Annotated in this window: 17 protein-coding genes; 11 read left to right on the top strand and 6 right to left on the bottom strand. The window is 46.0% G+C overall.

Annotated features, from left to right (window positions below; genetic code table 11):
- The first annotated feature begins 45 nt into the window (after positions 1–45).
- On the top strand, positions 46–312 hold the full coding sequence (locus tag L3Q72_RS15365; RefSeq protein ID WP_275133042.1) for a hypothetical protein: 267 nt from the start codon (positions 46–48) through the stop codon (positions 310–312).
- On the opposite strand, the gene L3Q72_RS15360 is transcribed toward L3Q72_RS15365, so the two are convergent.
- The gene (locus L3Q72_RS15360; protein WP_275133041.1) at positions 309–1,154 is read right to left on the bottom strand and encodes an AraC family transcriptional regulator; all 846 of its coding nucleotides are present in this window, start codon (positions 1,152–1,154) and stop codon (positions 309–311) included. The two genes, L3Q72_RS15365 and L3Q72_RS15360, sit on opposite strands and share 4 nt — an antisense overlap.
- A 399-nt stretch (positions 1,155–1,553) precedes the next feature.
- Here L3Q72_RS15360 and L3Q72_RS15355 point away from each other — a divergent pair, with 399 nt between their 5' ends.
- From L3Q72_RS15355 to ugpC, 9 genes are all read left to right on the top strand, one after another.
- Positions 1,554–3,452 (top strand): fructose-specific PTS transporter subunit EIIC, encoded by a 1,899-nt coding sequence (locus L3Q72_RS15355; RefSeq protein ID WP_275133040.1) that lies wholly within the window; start codon positions 1,554–1,556, stop codon positions 3,450–3,452.
- A gap of 243 nt (positions 3,453–3,695) precedes the next feature.
- Positions 3,696–4,895: a mannose-6-phosphate isomerase, class I gene (manA, locus tag L3Q72_RS15350; RefSeq protein ID WP_275133039.1), complete on the top strand. Its 1,200-nt coding sequence runs from the start codon at positions 3,696–3,698 to the stop codon at positions 4,893–4,895.
- Positions 4,896–5,199: 304 nt separating this feature from the next.
- Positions 5,200–5,409, top strand: coding sequence for a cold-shock protein (locus L3Q72_RS15345; protein ID WP_275133038.1), 210 nt, complete (start codon positions 5,200–5,202; stop codon positions 5,407–5,409).
- 215 nt (positions 5,410–5,624) lie between these two features.
- The gene (locus L3Q72_RS15340; protein WP_275133037.1) at positions 5,625–6,353 is read left to right on the top strand and encodes a response regulator; all 729 of its coding nucleotides are present in this window, start codon (positions 5,625–5,627) and stop codon (positions 6,351–6,353) included.
- Positions 6,353–7,792: an ATP-binding protein gene (locus L3Q72_RS15335; protein WP_275133036.1), complete on the top strand. Its 1,440-nt coding sequence runs from the start codon at positions 6,353–6,355 to the stop codon at positions 7,790–7,792. The genes L3Q72_RS15340 and L3Q72_RS15335 overlap by 1 nt, the downstream gene beginning before the upstream one ends.
- A 172-nt stretch (positions 7,793–7,964) precedes the next feature.
- Entirely contained in the window at positions 7,965–9,212 is a 1,248-nt protein-coding gene (locus L3Q72_RS15330) for an ABC transporter substrate-binding protein (RefSeq protein ID WP_275133035.1), read from the top strand.
- 71 nt (positions 9,213–9,283) lie between these two features.
- Complete coding sequence (locus L3Q72_RS15325; protein ID WP_275133034.1) at positions 9,284–10,207, top strand: sugar ABC transporter permease; 924 nt, start codon at positions 9,284–9,286, stop codon at positions 10,205–10,207.
- On the top strand, positions 10,204–11,061 hold the full coding sequence (locus tag L3Q72_RS15320; protein WP_275133033.1) for a carbohydrate ABC transporter permease: 858 nt from the start codon (positions 10,204–10,206) through the stop codon (positions 11,059–11,061). Before L3Q72_RS15325 ends, L3Q72_RS15320 begins: the two co-directional genes overlap by 4 nt.
- Before the next feature lie 4 nt (positions 11,062–11,065).
- The gene (ugpC, locus tag L3Q72_RS15315) at positions 11,066–12,178 is read left to right on the top strand and encodes a sn-glycerol-3-phosphate ABC transporter ATP-binding protein UgpC (RefSeq protein ID WP_275133032.1); all 1,113 of its coding nucleotides are present in this window, start codon (positions 11,066–11,068) and stop codon (positions 12,176–12,178) included.
- 119 nt (positions 12,179–12,297) lie between these two features.
- Here the strand turns inward: ugpC and L3Q72_RS15310 are convergent, their stop codons facing one another.
- The 5 genes from L3Q72_RS15310 to accD form a co-directional block, all read right to left on the bottom strand.
- Entirely contained in the window at positions 12,298–13,395 is a 1,098-nt protein-coding gene (locus L3Q72_RS15310; protein ID WP_275133031.1) for a diguanylate cyclase, read from the bottom strand.
- A gap of 109 nt (positions 13,396–13,504) precedes the next feature.
- On the bottom strand, positions 13,505–14,803 hold the full coding sequence (locus L3Q72_RS15305) for a 4Fe-4S binding protein (protein ID WP_275133030.1): 1,299 nt from the start codon (positions 14,801–14,803) through the stop codon (positions 13,505–13,507).
- 68 nt (positions 14,804–14,871) lie between these two features.
- Positions 14,872–15,294 (bottom strand): GtrA family protein, encoded by a 423-nt coding sequence (locus tag L3Q72_RS15300; RefSeq protein WP_275133029.1) that lies wholly within the window; start codon positions 15,292–15,294, stop codon positions 14,872–14,874.
- Positions 15,295–15,322: 28 nt separating this feature from the next.
- The gene (locus L3Q72_RS15295) at positions 15,323–15,925 is read right to left on the bottom strand and encodes a beta-phosphoglucomutase family hydrolase (protein ID WP_275133028.1); all 603 of its coding nucleotides are present in this window, start codon (positions 15,923–15,925) and stop codon (positions 15,323–15,325) included.
- Positions 15,926–16,313: 388 nt separating this feature from the next.
- Positions 16,314–17,180 (bottom strand): acetyl-CoA carboxylase, carboxyltransferase subunit beta, encoded by an 867-nt coding sequence (gene accD / locus L3Q72_RS15290; protein ID WP_275133027.1) that lies wholly within the window; start codon positions 17,178–17,180, stop codon positions 16,314–16,316.
- Between the two features lie 108 nt (positions 17,181–17,288).
- Here accD and L3Q72_RS15285 point away from each other — a divergent pair, with 108 nt between their 5' ends.
- Positions 17,289–18,194: a LysR family transcriptional regulator gene (locus tag L3Q72_RS15285; protein ID WP_275133026.1), complete on the top strand. Its 906-nt coding sequence runs from the start codon at positions 17,289–17,291 to the stop codon at positions 18,192–18,194.
- The last annotated feature ends 109 nt before the right edge of the window (positions 18,195–18,303 follow it).

Here is an 18,303-nt window from a genome sequence, read left to right as displayed (position 1 = left end):
CTATACTTTGTATGTACTTATAACAGTTTAAAACGGACAGATACCATGCCAAATGAAACTAAAGAGCAAATTCTTGCCTACCGGATAATTTTGCTGGCGCTGGATGAAATGATCCGCTCAGGAGGCAAACCCCGCTTTGAGGGTGATGAAGCCAGCACGAACCCACACTCCTTTAAAGAGTTGGTCATGCAGTATGCCGGAGACAAGGTAAGTGAATCTGCAATTGACGAAGCGCTGAAGATCCCGCTTCAGGATATTGCGCATATTTTAATGGAGCGCGGCAGTCACGAACCGACTAACAGAGATACTTAATCCATGCCTCTGTACTCTGAAGGCGTCAGCCCGGTTTTACTCTTAAACACCCGGAAAAAGTAGTTCACATCCTGGTATCCGCAACGGGTCGCAACCTCATGTAACCGGAACGGATACCGCTTTAACATAAACTTCGCCCTGTCTATGCGTACAAAAGTAATATAATCAGCCAGCGTCATATGTCCCTGCTGGCGGAACATTCTCGACAGGTGATTTGGCGAGATATTAAAACGCTCAGCAATGCTTCCCCGGGTAATATTGCGGTGAAAGTTTTCCTGAATGTAAATGCAGATCCCCTGATACAGATCTTCGCTGCGCTTTTTCGCCGAGTGCGCAGGATCAGAAATCATCGACTGACTGTAGCTAAGTAGTGCCAGCAGCAGATGTTCGTCCATGGGGCTTTTCCGTTTCTCTCTTGCCAGAGCATTCAGCGCATTCAGTATGTGGTCGATGGCATGTCCGGTCCGGGTCTGAATACTGTGCTTCTGCACATCAAAAAAGCCTTTCTCGCCTTTGGTTTTGCTGACCAGACTGAAACCTAACTGACGCCGCCCAAAAAGAAGGCTCAACACAGAACAGTCTGCATCCCAGTCCGGCTTATTCCAGCAGTTAGGCGGCACGTAAAGAGCGTCACCGGATAAGATTTTTACATCCGTAATTCCCTGCTCAGGGTCTTCGATCTTATTGGCATACTCGCCACTGATGACCAGCTCCAGGCGGGGGAAATTGACCTGATAGCTGAATTTCGGCGGTTCCAGCTGATCATTTGCAAACCAGATCCGGCTGAAATGCTCCCTCTCAGATAGCAAGGTTTCAATCAAATCATGAAATACTGCGCTCATTCCTTACCTCAATTATCCAGTAATCACAGCCCAAACCCGACCATAATTGTGAACAAAAGCACAAAAAATAGCCAGCAAACATGGTCACTTTAATCCACAAACAAAAATAAAGACAGACTCTACCCTATTTTGCCCTTAGTGATTAGCGACAAACAACAAAACATATCAAACTGTTTTAAAACATATTTTTATTGTTTTTCATTAAATTCATATTGTTCACACAAATTTGAGTCAGATCACACTTAATTTTACAGGTTACAATAATCCAGTAAATGTCTTTCTCATACACTATCGGGATATCAGCCACTGTACGAAAATACCCATAAATCAATAAACCCAGGCAGGATTAATTTTCAGCCTTCTGGGGTAACATAACGAAACGCAAATGGGGACTTAAACATGATCACTGAGTTAATCAATGAAAAATTGATTCGTCTTGATCTGAATGCCACAACAAAACAAGACGTTTTTGTGGAACTGATCGAAGCACTCTACGCCGAAGGACGTATCAGCAACCGAAGCCAATTCCTGGCCGATATCCAGTCTCGGGAAGAGCTGGGTAATACGGGTTTTGAATCCGGTGTTGCACTTCCGCACGCGAAAAGCTCTGCGGTAACTAAACCTGCTGTGGTAATCGGTGTTAGCAGAAACGGCATCGACTATGGTGCAGAAGACGGCCAGCCATCAAAACTATTTTTTATGATCGCTTCTCCCGATGGCGGCGCTGACCACCACATCGAAGTTCTGGCAGAACTTTCATCAAAGCTGATTGCAGAAGGCTTTATCGAAAGCTTCCTGGCGGCAAAAACAGAATCCGAAGCACTTGAACTTCTGCTGCAAAAGGTTGAGCCGACAGAGCCGGCCGTTGCCGCAGATAAAGGCTTCCTGATTGGCGTAACAGGCTGCCCTACCGGTGTTGCTCACACCTATCTGGCGGCAGAAGCGCTGGAAAAAGGTGCTGCTGAACTTGGCTATCAGATCAAGGTTGAAACCAACGGTTCTATTGGTGTGAAAAATGCGCCGACTGCAGAAGAAATCGCAAAAGCAGACGCGATTATCGTGGCTTGTGACAAGCAGGTAGAACTTAGCCGTTTTGCCGGTAAAAAGCTGATTGAAACCGGTGTAAAAGAACCAATCCGTGACGCAGCTGAAGTGATCGGCAGAGCACTGGATGCCCCAAAATATCAGGCAACTGAGAAAGCAGCTTCATCTCAGGAGAAAAAATCAGGCCAGACCCGCTCTGATCTGTACAAATACCTGATGAACGGCGTATCACATATGATTCCGTTTGTGGTCACCGGCGGTCTTCTGATTGCCCTTTCTCTGGCCATTGGTGGTGAGCCGACTGAAGCGGGTATGGCGATTCCTGCTGGCAGCCTGTGGAACAAAGTACTGGATGTGGGTGTTGTTGCCTTTACCCTGATGATTCCGATTCTGGCGGGTTATATTGCCTATGCCATTGCTGACCGTCCGGGACTTGCACCTGGCTTTATCGGTGGCTGGATTGCAAACAACGGCTCTTTCTACGGCGCTGAAGCGGGTACCGGCTTTATTGGTGCTATCGTTGCCGGTCTGCTTGTGGGTTATTTTGTTCGCTGGCTAACCAGTCTGAACTATCACAAATTTATCCAGCCACTTGTGCCTATTATGATCGCACCTATTGTTGGTTCGCTGTTCATCTCTACACTGTTCATCTTTATTATCGGCGCACCGATTGCTGATCTGATGGAAAGCATGAATGCTCTGCTGACTAACATGAGTACAGGTAACGTGGTACTTCTGGGTATTGTGCTTGGTGGCATGGCCGGTTTCGATATGGGTGGTCCATTTAACAAAGTAGCCTTCCTGTTCTCTGTGGGCATGATTGCCAGCGGTCAGACTCAGTTTATGGGTGCAATGGCTTGTGCAATCCCTGTTGCTCCTCTGGGTATGGGTCTGGCAACAGTACTTGGCCGCAAACTGGAGCTGTTTGAAGCATCAGAGTTTGAAGCAGGTAAAGCCGCAGGCGCTATGGGTCTGGTGGGTATCTCTGAAGGTGCGATTCCGTTCGCAGCGCAGGATCCTATGTCGGTAATCCCGGCTAACGTCATCGGCTCAGCAGTTGCAGCAGTAATGGCATTCTCCTTTGGCATTACTAACAGCGTTGCACACGGTGGTCCGGTTGTTGCTCTGCTTGGTGCAATGAACAAACCTGTTCTGGCACTTGTATGTATGGCTGTTGGCTCTGTGGTTACTGCTCTGGTTTGTATCACACTGAAAAAGATGCGCCAGTCAAAAGCGGAAGCGGTAATGGCATAATGTCAGGGAATCAATAGATTACCCGTATACGATACCTTAGTTTGCACTTGAATCTGCAGCAAATTAAGGTATCTTCTCCCTCTTCTTATAAGAGGGATTTTTCATTTTACTTGCATACAAATATGACCAACATCAAATACAAATAGCATTTTTGTATCTTGTTTGTATTATTTCTTGAACTGTCATATTGGTCATGTAAAATTCAAATCTAATTTTTACCTCAAGATAAAAACAGGGACCACCATGACTCAGGCTGCTAACCAATACTTCTTCCCAATGCAGAATGTTATTCAGGACTACGCATGGGGAAGCCGTACTTCTATCAACGAAATCTTTGGCATCGACAACCCGGAAAACAAGCCTCAGGCTGAAATCTGGATGGGTGCTCACCCGAACGGCTGCTCAAAAATCAAAGAAAACGGTGAAACTCAACTGCTTTCTGATTTCATCAACCTTGATAAGTCCGGCATCCTGACTGTTGAGACAGACACTCAGTTTGGTGAACTTCCATACCTTTTCAAAGTACTGGCGGCGGCAAGCGCTCTGTCTATCCAGGTTCATCCAAGCAAAGAGCAGGCTGAAATCGGCTTTGAGAAAGAAGAGCAGGCTGGCATTGCACGTAACGCTGCAAACCGTAATTACAAAGATCCAAACCACAAGCCTGAGCTTGTATACGCACTGACTGAATATCAGGCGATGAACGGTTTCCGTATGTTCCCTGAAATTCTGGAACTATTTAAGAAAGTAAAGGTTTCTGTTATTGCTGAACTTGTGGCGGCTTATGAAGCTTCTACCAACGCAGAAGGTCTTGAAGCATTTTTCTCTGCCATTCTTTCACTTGAAGGCGAGCAGAAAGAAAAAGCGGTTGCAGAGCTAATGGAATTTGCACAGGCAAATAAAGAAGATGAGCTGTTTGCTCTGATCCTTGAACTTGCTGGTCTTTACCCTGGCGATATCGGTCTGTTTATGCCTCTGATGCTGAACGTACTGACTCTTCAGCCTGGCGAAGCCATGTTCCTGTACGCATGTACTCCACACGCCTACCTGAAAGGTACTGGTCTTGAGATCATGGCAAACTCAGACAACGTTCTGCGCGCTGGTCTTACTCCTAAGTACATCGATGTGGAAGAACTGGTGGACTGCACCATCTTCCAGGAGAAGCCTCAGAGCGAACTGCTGACTGCACCTGAAATTCGTGACGGCGGCCAGTACTACCCAATCCCGGTTGATGATTTCAACTTCGCTGTATTTATGTCTGCAGATGATCTGACGCTTCGCACTGAAAGTGCTGAAATCCTGCTTGCTATGGACTCAGACCTGACACTGACTCACAACAGCGGTGAAACGGTAACCATTAAGAAAGGTGAATCGGTATTTGTTCCGGCTTACGCAGGCAAATTCAACATCACATCTGAAGGCCGTGTCGCGCGCGCATTCAACTAATAACTTGTTCTTAATACAAGCAAAAACGACAAAGCGGAGAAGTTCTCCGCTTTTTTATTTGTGAATTGTATGTGAAATCACTCAATAACCTAAAATAAGCCTTTACAACCCTCCAAAGTGCTTTAAGATATTCATCGCTCTGGTAAAGAGTTATCGATGAATATGTTTAGTAAAAGTAAATCCTTAGAATTCCTGCTTTATTGTGAAATCCTTTGTTTTGCGCTTAACTTCATAGCTCCATTGAATAATTTAAGCTCTCAGTGCAATCGTAATTTTTTAATTAATTTTTTTAAAGGACAAAAGCATGTCTAAAACAACTGGTACAGTAAAGTGGTTCAACGAAACTAAAGGTTTTGGCTTCATTTCTCAAGATGACGGCGGCGCTGACGTATTCGTACACTTCCGCTCTATCGCTGGTGACGGTTTCAAAACTCTTGCTGAAGGTCAAAAGGTTTCTTTTGAAGTTGAGCAAGGTCAAAAAGGTCCACAAGCTGCTAACGTAACTCCGTTATAAGTTATGGACTGGTGCAGGCATTTTTGCCTGCACTATCATTTCCCCTTTCTCTCTCTCTTCAAACTCTCCCGTACCAAGTCTTCAAACAAGTGAAGCAGATCAAATAGTTAACCAATCTTATTAATAAAGTTCAAACTTTCGGCCCCTTCCCGGTTTCTCAGCAGCACATTTGTATAAAATGATCTCAGGTTGTTATCAATTAGTTGGGAAATTCAATGAAAGAGCAGGTGCATATCCTCGTTGTGGACGATGACCATGAAATTCGGTCTCTTTTGGATAGATACCTGTCTAAAGTCGGATTTAAGGTTTCGGTCGCAGAAGATGGCGAAGCGATGGAAGCGCACATCCGTGAAAACGGATACCCTACCCTGATCCTGCTCGATATTATGCTGCCCGGCGATGATGGCTTTACCCTTTGCCAGAAAACCCGCAAAGAGTCAGATGTGCCAATCATAATGCTCACCGCAGTTTCCGATGTCACCGACCAGATCATTGGCCTTGAAATCGGTGCCGATGATTATATCGCTAAACCTTTTAATCCACGCCAGTTGGTCGCAAGAATCAAAGCCGTTCTGAGAAGAACACATAAAGAAGAGAGCTCCGCAGGCGACAGCATTCCTAAATCCATCCGCTTTGGTGTCTGGCATCTGGATACGCTTGCCCACGCCCTGATTAACCTTGAGACCAACGAGCAGTTTGAACTGTCGGGCAGTGACTTTTCCCTCCTAATGCTGTTTCTGTCCCGCCCTAACGAAATACTGGACAGGGATACCATTTCCTGCGCCACAAGAGGACGGGAAGCCTTACCTTTTGAACGTGGCATCGACGTTCAGTTAAGCCGCCTCAGACAAAGACTGGGCGACAACGGTAAATATCCGCAATACATAAAAACCATGCGTGGTAATGGCTATATCTTTACCGCGGAAGTGAGTTTCGAGCACTAATGAAACGCCTGTTTTCACCCCGTTCACTGGTTGCCCGTACTCTCTGGCTGATACTGATCACCGTGGTTTTAGCACAGGGCATTGCCACGGGTATCTGGTACAGTCAGACAAAGCAGAAAGAGATAGAAGGCATCGCTTCTACCTCTGCCAGCATGGCGGGTATGTTTGCCTCTACAGTTCACTTTTTTCAGTCTCTGCCCATTGAGTACCGGCATATTATTCTTGATCAGGTGAGAGATATGGGAGGCACGCGTTTCTTTGTCTCCTTCAATAAACAACGTCTGGATATTGACCCTGTCAAGGATAGCGATCTGGAGCAGGTCGCCATCTCATCAATTCAGGAAGTTCTTAATAAAAAGCTGACTAATGTGGGCACCATTGCCGTAGAGTTTTCCAAACCTGACCGACTCAGGGTGTTAAAAAACGATATCTACCTTAGTGACTTACCCAGGTCATGGGCTCACTATACACTGACGCTGGAACCTCTGAATCCGCCGATACTGGTGGTTCAAATTGAATTAACCCCCGATGAGTGGATCTATATCGCGGCGCTACTGCCCCATCCTTACGTTATGCTGGATGACACCATATTAAGTACCGACCAGATTATCTTCCTGTTCCTCACTACATCCATTTTATTGGTTCTGACTTTTATGCTGATTCGCCGCCAGGTCCGGCCTCTGAAAAACCTTGCCAATGCAGCAAACAAGATGAGTATGGATGAAAAGCAGCCGGAACTTGAAGAGGAAGGCGCTTCAGAGATTGTCCGGGCCACCCGCGCATTTAACCGGATGCAAAAGCGCATTTTAAGATATGTCTCGGACAGGGAAACCCTGTTTTCTGCTATCTCCCACGATTTAAAAACGCCGATTACACGGCTTCGCCTGCGTACAGAACTGCTGGAAGATGATGATGAGCGGGAGAAATTCTCCACCGACTTAGATGACCTTGAAATCATGGTAAAAGGCGCACTGCAGGCCGTAAAAGATACTGATATTCATGAAAACAATATGATTATCGATATCAAGTCTCTGCTAAGAAACATTGCCGAATCCTATAATCAACAGACACAACGGGTACTTATCCCGGATATTAAGATCAAGCCCATCATAGCAAAGCCGCTCGCCATTAAACGTGTGCTGACCAATTTAATCGATAATGGCGTGAAATATGGTTACCGGGTTGTTGTTGTGCCAAAGGAGACAGAAAAAGGACTGCTGCTGCTTATTGAAGATCAGGGCCAAGGCATCCCCGAAGACAAGCTTGAAGCCGTATTTGAGCCCTACTTTCGCCTGAGTAAAGACAAAGAAGGCCATGGTTTGGGGCTGGGGATCTGCCGCAATATTCTGCATGCACACGGCGGAGATCTCATTTTAAGAAACTCTGAAGTTGGCGGTCTGTGCGCTGAAGTCCTTATTCCACGTAACCTCACCGCATAATGTAACGACTTGGTTACATTGCGCTTAACCTTTGTTTCAATCTTAAATTTTCAGAAGCGTATTCTTAACTCGAACGGGTAGTTTTATCCGCTAATCCAATAATCATTCATATCTATTCCGGCAACTCGCTCCTCCCTACTCGCCTGGATGGATATAACCAAGGACGAGAAAGATGAATATAAAAAAATCTCTGTTAGCTCTTTCCCTAATCTCTGCAGCCCCTTTTGCAACAGCTGGTGAAGTTGAAGTACTTCACTGGTGGACTTCCGGCGGTGAAGCTAAGTCCGTTGCAGCACTAAAAGACATGCTTGAAGCACAGGGCCATAGCTGGAAAGATTTTGCTGTAGCAGGTGGTTCAGGTACCAGTGCAATGACGGTACTAAAAACACGAGCAGTATCAGGAAACCCTCCAGCGGCTGCGCAGATCAAAGGCCATGATATCCAGGAGTGGGCTGACTTAGGCTTCCTGGCAAACCTGGATGATGTTGCCAAAAAGAATATGTGGGATGAAAAAGTACCTTCTCTGGTGACAGACATCATGAAATATGACGGTAACTACGTAGCCGTTCCTGTGAATGTGCACAGAGTAAACTGGCTGTGGGCTAACCGCGATGTATTCCAGAAAGTTGGCGTGAAAGTTCCGACCACAATCGATGAATTCTTTATGGTTGCCGACAAGCTAAAAGCGGCCGGTATTATTCCTTTAGCTCACGGTGGTCAAGCATGGCAGGATGCCACTGTATTTGAAGCTGTAGCGCTGGATGTTCTGGGTACTGAAGGTTATAGAAAAGCATTTGTTGACCTGGATATGGATACGCTGGGCGGCGCTAAAATGGCTGAAGCCTTCCGCATCTTTAAGAAAATGCACAACTACATAGATAAAAACTCTCCAGGACGTGACTGGAATATCGCCACTTCCATGGTTATCAAGGGTGAGGCGGCCATGCAAATCATGGGCGACTGGGCCAAAGGTGAATTCACTGCTGCCGGTAAAGTTGCAGGTAAGGACTACCTCTGTGTTCCTGCTCCGGGCACATCCGGCCAGTTCACTCATAACGTGGACAGCTTTGCCTTCTTCCAGTTACAGGACGGCGAAAACCAGAAAGCACAGAAAGCACTGGCTGCAACTATCCTGACTCCTGAGTTCCAGGAAGTGTTTAACCTGAACAAAGGTTCGATTCCTGTACGCCTGGATTCAGATATGTCTAAGTTCGACAGCTGTGCAGTGGACTCTATGGATGCATTTAAAGCAACCGCTAAGAGCGGCGATCTTGTACCAAGTATGGCTCACGGTATGTCTACCACTAGCTATGCTCAGGGCGCAATGTACGACGTGATTACCAACTTCTTTAATGATCCAAATGCCGATCCAAAACAAGCAGCCAAAAAACTGGCAAAAGCTGTAAAAGCAGCAATGTAATCAGAAGCACTCCTCCCTCATAAACATTGGGGGAGGACTTTTCTTTCCCCCGGATTGTACTCTTTGCAGTAATGGAGCGTGCTTTGAATTCTCCAAATATAAAATCAGCACCTCAGCGAAGCTTTGGTGACCGACTTCAGCACTGGCTGCCCAAAATCGTTCTGGCCCCGACCATGGTTGTGGTGCTGGTCTGTATCTACGGATACATCATATGGACAGCCTTTCTTTCACTGACCAACTCCCGTTTCCTTCCCAGCTATAAGTTTGTCGGTACGATTCAGTATGAAAAGCTGATGGATAATGACCGCTGGATAACATCTATCGTCAACCTCGGCATATTCGGCCTGCTGTTTATGCTGCTTGCCATTGTTCTTGGCGTCAGCTTAGCCATCTTGCTGGATCAGAACATCAGGCAGGAAGGCGCAATCAGAACCATTTACCTCTACCCTATGGCGCTCTCTTTTATCGTTACCGGTACTGCGTGGAAATGGATTCTTAACCCAGGCCTGGGCATCGAGAAGCTGATGCATGACTGGGGGTATGCCGACTTTAAATTTGACTGGCTGGTTAACTCGGAAATGGCGGTGTATACCTTAGTCATTGCCGCTGTCTGGCAGTCGTCGGGCTTTGTAATGGCCATGTTCCTTGCCGGACTGCGTGGCATAGATAACTCCATTATCCGCGCTGCACAGATCGATGGCGCAAACCTGCCAACCATCTATCTCAGAATTATTCTGCCCTGCCTGAGACCGGTGTTTTTCAGTGCGGTAATTATCACCTCTCATATCGCAATCAAGAGCTTTGACCTGGTGACCGCATTAACCGCCGGTGGGCCTGGCTATGCATCCGACCTGCCTGCGCTCTTTATGTACGCTCACTCATTTACCCGTGGACAAATCGGTCTTGGTGCAGCCAGTGCAATGATGATGCTGGCCGGTATTCTGGCAATTCTGGTGCCTTATCTCTATTCAGAACTCAGGGAGAAGAAATCATGAATACCAAGTTTACCCTGGCGAGAGCCTTTATCTATGTGGTGCTTATCTTCTTCTGCCTTGTCTATATGATGCCGCTGTTTGTGATGATCACCACCTCATTTAAATCCCTGCCGGACATTAAAGCGGGTAACCTGTTATCACTTCCCTCCGAGTGGGTATTTGATGCCTGGGCGAAAGCCTGGTCATCGGCCTGTACCGGTGTGAAATGTGAAGGGGTTAACGGCTACTTCTGGAACTCATTCCAGATGGTAATTCCTGCAGTGGCTATATCCACCCTGCTTGGTGCCTTTAACGGCTATATCATCAGCAAGTGGCAGTTCAGAGGTTCGAACTTCTTCTTCAGTGCCATGCTGTTTGGCTGCTTTATTCCGTTCCAGGTGATTCTTCTGCCGATGGCATCCACCCTTGGCAAGCTTGGTCTGGCCAACACCACTGCCGGACTGGTTGCGGTACACGTTATCTACGGGCTGGCATTTACTACGCTGTTTTTCAGAAACTTTTATGTGGGCATCCCCGATGAACTGGTAAAAGCCGCAAAGCTGGACGGCGCAGGCTTCTTTACTATTTTCTTTAAGATTATGCTGCCTCTGTCAACACCAATCATTATGGTCACCGTGATCTGGCAGTTCACTTCCATCTGGAACGACTTCCTGTTCGGAGTGGTCTATTCCGGCTCTGAAACGCAGCCAATTACGGTAGCGCTGAACAATCTGGTCAACACCAGTACCGGCGTGAAGGAATACAACGTTGATATGGCAGCCGCCATCATTGCGGCACTGCCGACTCTGGTGGTTTATGTGCTGGCAGGGAAATACTTCGTTCGTGGTTTAACCGCGGGATCAGTAAAAGGATAATAAAATGGCAACACTTGATTTAAAACAGATCCGCAAAACCTACCGAAACGCGGAAGTAGAAACCCTTAAGGGCATAGATATCAGCATAGACTCCGGTGAGTTCCTGATTCTGGTCGGCCCGTCAGGTTGTGGTAAATCCACCCTGATGAATACCATTGCCGGTCTGGAAGATATCGACTCGGGAGAAATTGTTATTGATGGCGTAGATGTTTCAAATGTCGAGCCTAAGGACCGGGATATTGCCATGGTATTTCAGTCCTACGCCCTTTATCCCAATATGACGGTTGAAGGTAATATCGCATTTGGTTTGAAGATCAGGAAGATGCCGCAGCAGGAAATCGATGCAGAAGTAAAACGCGTTGCTGAAATGCTGCAGATAGACCAGCTTCTTGATCGCAAACCATCACAACTCTCTGGGGGGCAGAGACAGCGCGTTGCGATGGGACGCGCCTTGGCTCGTCGGCCAAAGCTGTACTTGTTCGACGAGCCTCTTTCTAACCTGGATGCAAAACTGCGGGTTGAAATGCGCCACCAGATTAAACGCCTTCACCAACAGTTAAAAACCACCATTGTTTATGTAACCCACGATCAGATCGAAGCCATGACACTGGCAGACAGGATAGCGGTTATGAAAGACGGTGTATTGCAACAACTGGGAACGCCAAAGGAGATCTACAATCAGCCAAACAATATGTTTGTTGCCGGTTTTATGGGCTCGCCTTCCATGAACTTTATTGACACCAGAGTAGGTCTTGATGACGAAGACAACCCGGTGATCAGGGTAAAAGGCAGCAGTGACGAAGAGCACCTAATCCGACTTCCTCAGGCTATGCGGGGACAAGATGGCAAGAAAATAGTGATAGGTTTGCGCCCGGAACATATCACAGACACCGACAGCGAAGATGTCAGCGCTTCCACCAGACTGGATCTGAAATTGGAAGTAATGGAACCGACCGGCCCGGATATTATTGCCATGGTGAAAGTAAACGATCAGGAAGTCGCCTGCCGTCTATCCCCTGAGTTTGAGGCGGAAATCGGAGAGGTTGCCTCACTTAACTTTGACCTGTCCAGAGCCGTTTATTTTGATGGAGAGACTGAGCAGCGGATAGATTTTTAATATCAATATTAACCAGCACCTTTCAACTTCGGCACCTTAAAAAACGGTGCCGTTTTTCCATTTAGAAGATAGAAAAGCTGAGAAGTATCGCTTATCCCAAGCTGAGGTTATTTAGCTAATCAGGTAGTTGCATGAAAGAAGTCGAGCTGATTCTTTACCGTTATCCGGTTTTTACCCTTATTTTTACTCTCATAAAGGGCTTTATCCGCCAAAGATACGATCGAATCCGGGCTGAGCTCCTGACTTGGGATAATGGTACTTACCCCAACACTAATGGTGACCGGTTTTCCCCGATAAGCAGGGTGAGGAATCGCAAGTTCTCCAATGCCTTCCATTATTTTTCCGGCCAGTTGCTGAGCATCTTCAGAGCCGGTTTGCGGTAAAAGAATAACAAACTCTTCGCCACCATAACGAGCGACGATATCAGAGCTGCGTCTGCCAAGGCTTTTCAAACATAAAGCAATCTGCTGAATACAGTGGTCACCTGCAAGATGCCCTCCCGAATCATTAAACAGCTTAAAATGATCGATATCACACAGGATAACAGACAATGGAAGTTCATTACGTTGTAGCCTGCTCCATTCGTTCGCCAGATTCTGGTCAAAGTAGCGCCGGTTAAACAGCTGAGTTAATCCATCTGTTTTTGAAAGAAGCTCCAGCTCTTTATTTTTCTCCAGCAGAGCCGCTTCATATTCAGCTCTTGTTGATTCATTAAAATAACTGACAACAAAAGTGATAATAACCAGTATAAAAATATTCGCCAACGCTGATATTGAAAGTTCACTAATCCCGTTTGCGTATTTATAAGTAGATGCAGACAGCGCAGCAACCGTCACTAATATGGCAACAGGCGTTCCTCTTCGCCTGCCGAGTATCAGGAAGCTCAACATAATGACCAATGCTGAATGGCTGAAGATAGTATTATGTGTCGGTAAGAAAAGTGCGGATACGTGAAGGACGACTATGGCAGACATAATGGTTATTGCAGCGACATTCAATAACTTAAGTCTTGGGATCAGAAAGTCAGGCTTAGAGATAAAAAACAGAAACAGAGCAAAAATAATCAACATAGCCACTTCAACCCCGGCTAACAGATATGCTCCCTTAATACAGTTAAGTACTATCACCGGAGGAAAAATAAGCATAGGTCCAATGCAGACATATTTTAGAAATTTAGCTAATCTCCGCTCTGCAATAGAACCTATATTATTTTCCATAGAATCGGACTCTCCGGCAAATTTACAAAAGCTATCGATTCAAAAGCTTGGATAACGATAACAGCCAGTTTTAATAATAGCCAAAGATAAGGCGTTCATGAAAAAAACTTTAAACTTCTGCACTCTTCTCGTCATACCGTTTTAGCAGTGAAACCAGATATTTGGACTTAAACTGCTCACTGGCCAGTGCCTGTTTAATCGGTGGCAGTTTTAAAATCACCCCCAGTATCGCCGCCATAACCCTGTGGTTCAGATGTGCCTGATTATCAAAAATCAGATTGTGCAGCTGGCCGCGTTCAATCGCCATCAGTACCGCCTTGTGTGTGGAATCAACGGGCGTAATCACCCGCTTCTCCCTCGACTTGAAGCTGATTCCATCTTTGGTACACACCCGTGCACAGACACCGCAGCCCAGACAGGTATCCTCATCCAGCAGAGCAACCTTGGCCCGTTTATGTTTTGAGTCGTGTTTTGAGGCCAGAGTCATGGCATCTACCGGGCATACCTCAACACATTTACCGCAACCGTTGCAGTTATCGAAGTCGATCACCGGTAGAAAATTGGTGGTGTGAATCGCCTGGGTAGCCCCCACTCTTCTGGCTGCCACCAGCGCTTCGCAGCAGCAACTACAGCAGTTACAGATAAAGTTAACATTGTTCTGAATATTTTCGCCAAACTGGACAAGATTATGCTTGTAGGCCTCATCCAGAAGATCCAGACACTCCTCTTCTGTGATCTGACGCGCGTAGCCATGCTTAATCAATGACCTTGCAGTATTGTTGAAGGTCATGCAGATATCCATTGGTGCATCACAGGCTTCACCAACATGCTCTTTCTTATGCCGACAGTAACACATGCCCACGCCAATGTGACTGGCGGTTTTGATAACCTCGCTGGCGCGTTCATAGTCCAGCACATGCAGAGCATTATCTTCGCTTAACACCTTTTCATTCACAAAGGCACGCCCCAGAGTGGTCTCTCCGGTGCCAAAAAGATGGGTGACAAATTCATCTTCCACATTGATATATTGGTGGAACAGCTCGCTCAGAACCTTCTGATCCAGCTCGCCGCCGGTACGCATCAGTGAGAATTCGAAAAAGCCGGCCATGGGAGGTGGCAGCACATAGGTTTGAGAGCCATTTTCGTCTTCCAGATCCAACAGCAAAGCTCTGGAGGCGAGGATATTCAGCTGTTCTGCCGTTTTTTCCAGATCCTGCCCCCAGGCAGTTGCAGCCGTCTCAACGGTGAAGGGTTTGATAGGAAGCAGCGAAACCAGACGGGCTTCCTCTTCACTAAACATCACATTAAGGATCTTAAAAAGCGTTTCGCTGGGAGGAACTCCCTGAGGAAACTTATTAAGTCGTTCCGTTAGCTTTTCGTAATTTCCCTTAATCGTGTTATGTGCCATAGGCTTTCCTTCCGTCGCGTCTTTTCATAATACTTAGCATATCAGAAGGTTAGAATGGCAGATCTGGCTCACGAAGCGTCATTTTTCCTGGCAAAAACCCACTTCTTTGCCAGGAAAAAGTTGGAAAACATCCCGGCCAAAGTGCCGAAAACAAGGGCTATATAGGGAATTAACCCCTGCTCGCCAAAAACAAAGATAATTCCGCTGAAAAGCGTGAAATTTGGTATAGCCGAGATACAGGCGCTGGTGAAAAACCTAAGCCACTGCTGAAACAGGTTTCCGTCGCGGGAACCGAAGGTAAAAAGCCGGTTTCCCATCCAGGTTGATGTGGCAGCACAAATAAAAGATAAGATCCGTGCGTAAAAGACGGGAATACCCAAAAGATAAAACAGAATGGCAAATACCGCTGAATCCACAACAAAACCGACCCCGCCAACAATGGCAAAGCGGAAGAAATGGGAATTCCATGTGCGCTCAGGGATTAACGGCATTTTCACTCTTACTTTGGGCAAATGTTACCTAAGCTGGTAACGGATAAAACTCAAACTGTTCACCAACCACCATAATGCAATCCATACCTGCAGCATGAGCGGCTTGCTTGCCCAGTTCGGTATCTTCAAACACCACACAGTCTGACGGCTTAACTTCGATTTTTTCAGCAGCCAGCAGGAAAGTGTCCGGGTTTGGTTTATGATTTTTTACATCAGATGCGGTAACAATAGCATCAAAAAGCGGGATCAAGGACTGATTACCAAGCAACTTGTGTGCGTTTTCCCGCAAACTTCCTGTGCCTATGGCAGTCTTATATTTGCCCTGGGCAGATTTCAGCACCTGGTAGGTGTGGTCAATAACATCACCCGGAATATCCAGCTCGGCAAACTTTTTCATTTTAAAACTGGATACAGTCACCGGATCCAGTTCCAGATTAAACCTTTTGTTAATCTCCATGGTGATTTTCTTGCTGGGCATACCTCCCAGACTATGAATCCATTCCCGGTCAAAGGGAATACCGAATGCTTCTGCTGTCATTTCCCACGCAGCAACATGAAAGGGCATGGTATCAAGCAGGGTACCATCCATATCAAAAATAAGGCCCTGATATTTTGACAGGTCAATGTTCATCACTTTTCTTCCGGATTCATCACAACAAAGACGCTATCATATGTGATTTAGAAGACTACCGTTAGTTAAATTGTACTGAATCATACTCGATCTTACACGTTTGCTGATGATTCACGACCAACTTGTACAGACAGGCTGTTAGTACTGCTTAGAGCAATTACGTTAAATCATAGCTGGACAGAAGCGAGTCAGTGACTTTTCTAATTTAGCTGTCCATGGATAACTTTTTGTATCCCAAAACGCAATCAGGCACCGCTGAACGCAGTACCTGAGAGGAAGGAAATGGACAATAACGAGCATCGTAACCTTGCGGTGCTCAAATTATTTATGCAAATTTCACTGAATATCATTCATTTTGTTAGATCAACTTCGTTGCAGAGCCTATAAACTATGCTTGCAGCGGAATGGTGGTATGAGTCATCTTAGCTATTAGCCCCCCAACTCGCTTGCGCATCTCACGTCTATCCACAATCATGTCGATAGCGCCATGCTCTAGAAGGAACTCACTTCGCTGAAAGCCCTCGGGCAATGTCTCACGAACGGTTTGCTCTATGACGCGACGCCCAGCAAACCCGATAATTGCCTTTGGCTCACCGATGTTAATATCTCCCAGCATGGCTAGACTTGCTGATACACCACCCAATGTTTGGTCTGTTAATACAGATATATAAGGGAGACCTGCACTGGACAAACGATTTAACGCTGCGCTGGTTTTAGACATTTGCATTAACGACATCAGAGACTCTTGCATGCGAGCACCACCGCTGGCGGAAAAACAAACTAATCCACAATTTGCATCAATAGCGGCCTCAACCGCACGGACAAAACGAGCGCCGACAACAGAACCCATTGAGCCAGCCATAAAAGAAAACTCGAAAGCACAGGCAACAACAGGTAAGCCCAGTAGCTTTCCTTTCATCACAACTAAGGCATCCTTTTCCCCTGTACTTTTCTGGGCTATAGCAAGGCGTTCCTTGTAGCGTCTCAGATCTTTAAAGTTCAGTAAATCTTGTGGCTCGTGTTCACTGGCAATCTCAACTCGCTCTCCTTTATCCAGAAAGCTGTCTAAGCGGTGGCGTGCCGACATTCTCATATGATGATTACACTTCGGACACACCTCAAGATTCTCTTCAATAGCCATGCGGTAAAGGATCTGGTCACATGAGGGACATTTAGTCCATACCCCTTCTGGGATCGACGCTTTACGTGTACTGATTATATTCTTTTTATCTAATAGCTTTTCTAACCAACTCATGGGACACCTTTACCAGACAACTTTAGTAAGGGGTATTGTATAAGCCAGTTTCTGGTAATAAAGTACGGTTTATGGGTTTCATAATCCAATAATATGGGATTAAAAGAAATGTTTGATAAGATTGACCAGCAGTGGCTAAAAAGTTTTCATTGTGTATACGAGAACAACAGCTTTAAACGTGCAGCGGAATTTCTAAGCTTGCCGACATCAAATGTCAGTCGCCATATCGCTTTACTGGAAGAACGACTGGATACACGACTATTTGACAGGACTACACGCCGAATCGCTCCGACAGATGCAGGGGAACACCTTTATTTGCGAACACAGCCATTGCTGGACAAACTTAGTGATGCACTTGAGGAAGTGACGCAGCATTCTCATGAAGTCATGGGACAACTCAAAATTTTGATGCCAGACTCGCCTGCTTTAGCCCATGCAGTGGTTTCTTTTTGTACCCAGCACCCCTCAATTTCATTATGTTGTGATACGAGCATCAGCCCTAAAGAGGATTTACTTGATGGGTTTGACGTCATTTTAAGCTTTCACAGGGGAAAGCTCGAAGACAATAATTGGGTAGCTAAGGAGATTAAACGCTGGCCAAGTGCTGTTGTAGCATCCCCTCAACTCCTACAGACCTCTCCCAGACCTTTTCAGATTACCGATTTAAAACACGTTCCGTGCATCAATAGCTTCACCGCGCTAAATGGAACTCCTTGGGTTTTCAAAAACGCTAAAGGTGAGCCAATTACCCAAAAGGTACAGTCTTCATTTAAGGTCAATAGCGGACATCTTGCCAAATCAGGCGCAATAGCTGGTTTGGGATTCGCGATACTACCAATCGAATCCTGTCGTAATGAAATAGATGCAGGCTCTTTGGAAGTCGTAGAACTGGAGTACGAACCTGAAGATCTAGTTCTGTATGTCTTTTATGCTTCCAGAAAACACTTGGCAAAAAAGATCCCAATGTTTATCGAACACTTACAGCACCAAGCAAATATAGGTAAGAGTACATAGATAAGAGAGCACTCCAATATTAGCCCCATGCTTGTTAAATGGCCCTACTTAAAGCAAAAAGCGTTACTAACATTTTGATAATTAGTAACGCTTTTAAATCAACACAGAG

The sequence above is a fragment of the Vibrio sp. JC009 genome (assembly GCF_029016485.1).
GTDB lineage: Bacteria > Pseudomonadota > Gammaproteobacteria > Enterobacterales > Vibrionaceae > Vibrio.
This window is presented reverse-complemented; position numbering and strand designations above follow the sequence as displayed.